This window comes from Myxococcus sp. CA039A (genome assembly GCF_013336645.1).
Lineage (GTDB): Bacteria > Myxococcota > Myxococcia > Myxococcales > Myxococcaceae > Myxococcus > Myxococcus llanfairpwllgwyngyllgogerychwyrndrobwllllantysiliogogogochensis.
Genome location: NZ_JABUMQ010000602.1, coordinates 1 through 2,345, shown reverse-complemented (window position 1 = coordinate 2,345; position 2,345 = coordinate 1). Strand labels below are relative to the sequence as shown.

Sequence of the window (2,345 nt, the reverse complement as noted above, 5' to 3'; positions counted from 1 at the left end):
CCCACAAGGCCCGCGCCCCCAGCACCGCCACCGCCACCGCCAGGACGCCCAGGTGCACCTTCGCCTGCGTCCGTGGCGTCAGCCGCGAGGCGAGCCCGTGCGCATACGCATACCCTCCCAGCAGCGCCGCCTGGAAGAACAGCATGCATGCGGTCCAGACGCCGGGCGTGCCGCCGTACCACGGCAACGCATACCGCCCCGCCAGGGGCTGCACACCAAACAGAAGGAAGGCACTGGTGAAGATGGCGACGGCGTAGCGGAGCATGGCGAACCTGGAGGCTGAATCAGACCGCGGGCGCGGTGGCCGGAGGTGCTCGCCGGGAGCGCAGCGCACGCGCCCCCGCGGTGAAGAGAGACAGGGCCAACGCCAGCAACACCACCGCCACCACCCCGTTCACCCGGGAGACGGCGGAGCTGGCCGGCTGCAGCGCCTCGCGCACCAGGAGCACCAGGCTGGTGAGCGTCACGGCCCCCACGAACAACATGGGCACCAGCGCGTACACATACGGCCGGCTCGTGCTCTTGAGCCACACACAGACGCCCAGCAGGGACAGCGAGGCGAGCAACTGATTGGACGTGCCGAACAACGTCCAGAACGAGCGCCACGCCCCCGTGCCCGCCAGCAGCACGAAGGCCAGCGGCACCCCACACGTCACCGCCGTGGCCACCATCGCCGACACCCGGCCCTTCCGCCCCGTCAGCTCCTGGAGGATGTAGCGCCCCAGCCGCGTGGACACGTCCAGCGTGTCGAACACGAACGTGGAGAAGGCCATGGCGCCGAACGTCGTGGCGAAGACGAGGTGCTCCTTGCCCAGCACCGTGACGAGTAGGCGTCCCAGCCCCGCGCCGTACACCGCGCCCGGCGCCTTGCCCGTCAGCTCCCCCTTCGTGGCAATCATCACCGTCGCCAGCGCGATGACCGCCACGAAGCCCTCCAGCAACATCGCCCCGTAGCCCACCGGCTTGCAGTGCGGCTCCTTGTCTATCTGCTTCGACGTGGTGCCCGAGCACACCAGCCCGTGGAACCCCGAACACGCTCCGCAGGCGATGGTGACGAAGAGGAAGGGAAACAGCGCGCCTCCCGCCCCCGGCACGTTGAAGCCCGCGAAGGCCGGCTGCTGAATCGACAGCTCCCCGCTCAACCCGCCGTAGAAGATGCCCACCACGCCCACCGCCAGCGCCGCGTAGAGCACGAAGCCGCCCAGATAACCGCGCGGCTGCAGGAGCACCCACACCGGCGTGAGCGACGCGACGAAGCAGTACGCGAGGATGAGCGCCGCCCAGCCCCGCGCATCCAGCACCAGCAGCGTGGAGAAGCGCGTGCCCAGGTACACGACCCCCAGCGTCGCCGGCACGAAGATGAGCGTCTGCAGCCACAGCGGCGGCTTCAGGTACCGGTCCACCAACCCCATCACCACCGCCAGCGCCAGGTATGCAATCGACGCGAAGGCCACCGCGCCGCCCGGGTTGAAGCGGAAGGTGAGCCCCTCCAGCTCCGCGTCGCCGCTGACGAACGTCGCGGCCGTGGCGTCCGTGAAGGCGACGATGACGTAGACGAGCGCCACCCAGATGAAGGCCAGCATCGCCAACCCCGCCGTTGCCCCCAGGTGGGTGCGCACCACCTCCGCGATGGAGACGGCCCCGTGGCGCACGCTGGCCACCAGCGTGGCGAAGTCATGCATCGCCCCGATGAACACCGCGCCCACGGCAATCCACAACAGCGCCGGCAACCAGCCGAACTGCTGCGCCGCGAGGATGGGACCCGCGATGGGACCCGCCGCGGCAATCGCGCTGAAGTGCTGACCCAACAGGTAGAAGGGCTTCGTCGGCACGAAGTCCACGCCGTCGTTCTTCGCGTGCGCGGGCGTCTGGGCCTCACCGTCCAACCGGAACTGCCGGGCGATGAAGCCCCCGTAGAAACGATAGCCGAGGGCCAGCACCACCAGGAACACGCCGGCAATCAGGGGGAGGCTCATCCCTGAAGGCTTTCCCGCCCGGGACTTCCGGTCAACTCCATGACTCCTGGACGCTCGGGGAACGAATCAGCGTCCTCACTGCCCCACTTTGTCCAGCTGTCGCTGCGCGGCCTTCTTGAGCCGCTTCACCTTCCCGAGGAGCTCGGGGTCCACCTCTCCCTCGGAGGCCTCCACCAGCTCCTTCAGGTCGTCCCGCTGCTGGCACAGGAAACCCAGGTCGTCGCAGGAGCGGAACTCCTGGAGCGTCTTGAACACCGCAACGGACTCCTTCCACTCCTTCTTGAGCTCGGCCTGGGACTTGTTCGTGCTGCCGGAGATGATTCGCACGCGCGGGGCCGCCGCGCGCTTCGGAGGGGCGGACTTCGGGGG

General features: G+C 69.0%; 2 protein-coding genes and 1 pseudogene. All 3 read right to left on the bottom strand.

Going from position 1 to position 2,345, the window contains the following annotated elements; genetic code table 11:
• A pseudogene (locus HR086_RS46240) lies at nucleotides 1-265 on the bottom strand (ferrichrome ABC transporter permease); the annotation flags it as partial.
• 19 nt (nucleotides 266-284) lie between these two features.
• Nucleotides 285-1,976 (bottom strand): carbon starvation protein A, encoded by a 1,692-nt coding sequence (locus HR086_RS46235; protein ID WP_174454235.1) that lies wholly within the window; start codon nucleotides 1,974-1,976, stop codon nucleotides 285-287.
• Between the two features lie 75 nt (nucleotides 1,977-2,051).
• The coding region (locus HR086_RS46230) for a hypothetical protein (protein WP_217442231.1) at nucleotides 2,052-2,345 on the bottom strand (294 nt) is incomplete at its 5' end.

Bases quoted from the DNA above. Each gene is read 5' to 3' on its own strand.
- HR086_RS46235 (WP_174454235.1), bottom strand. From the start codon at position 1,976: ATGAGCCTCCCCCTGATTGCCGGCGTGTTCCTGGTGGTGCTGGCCCTC.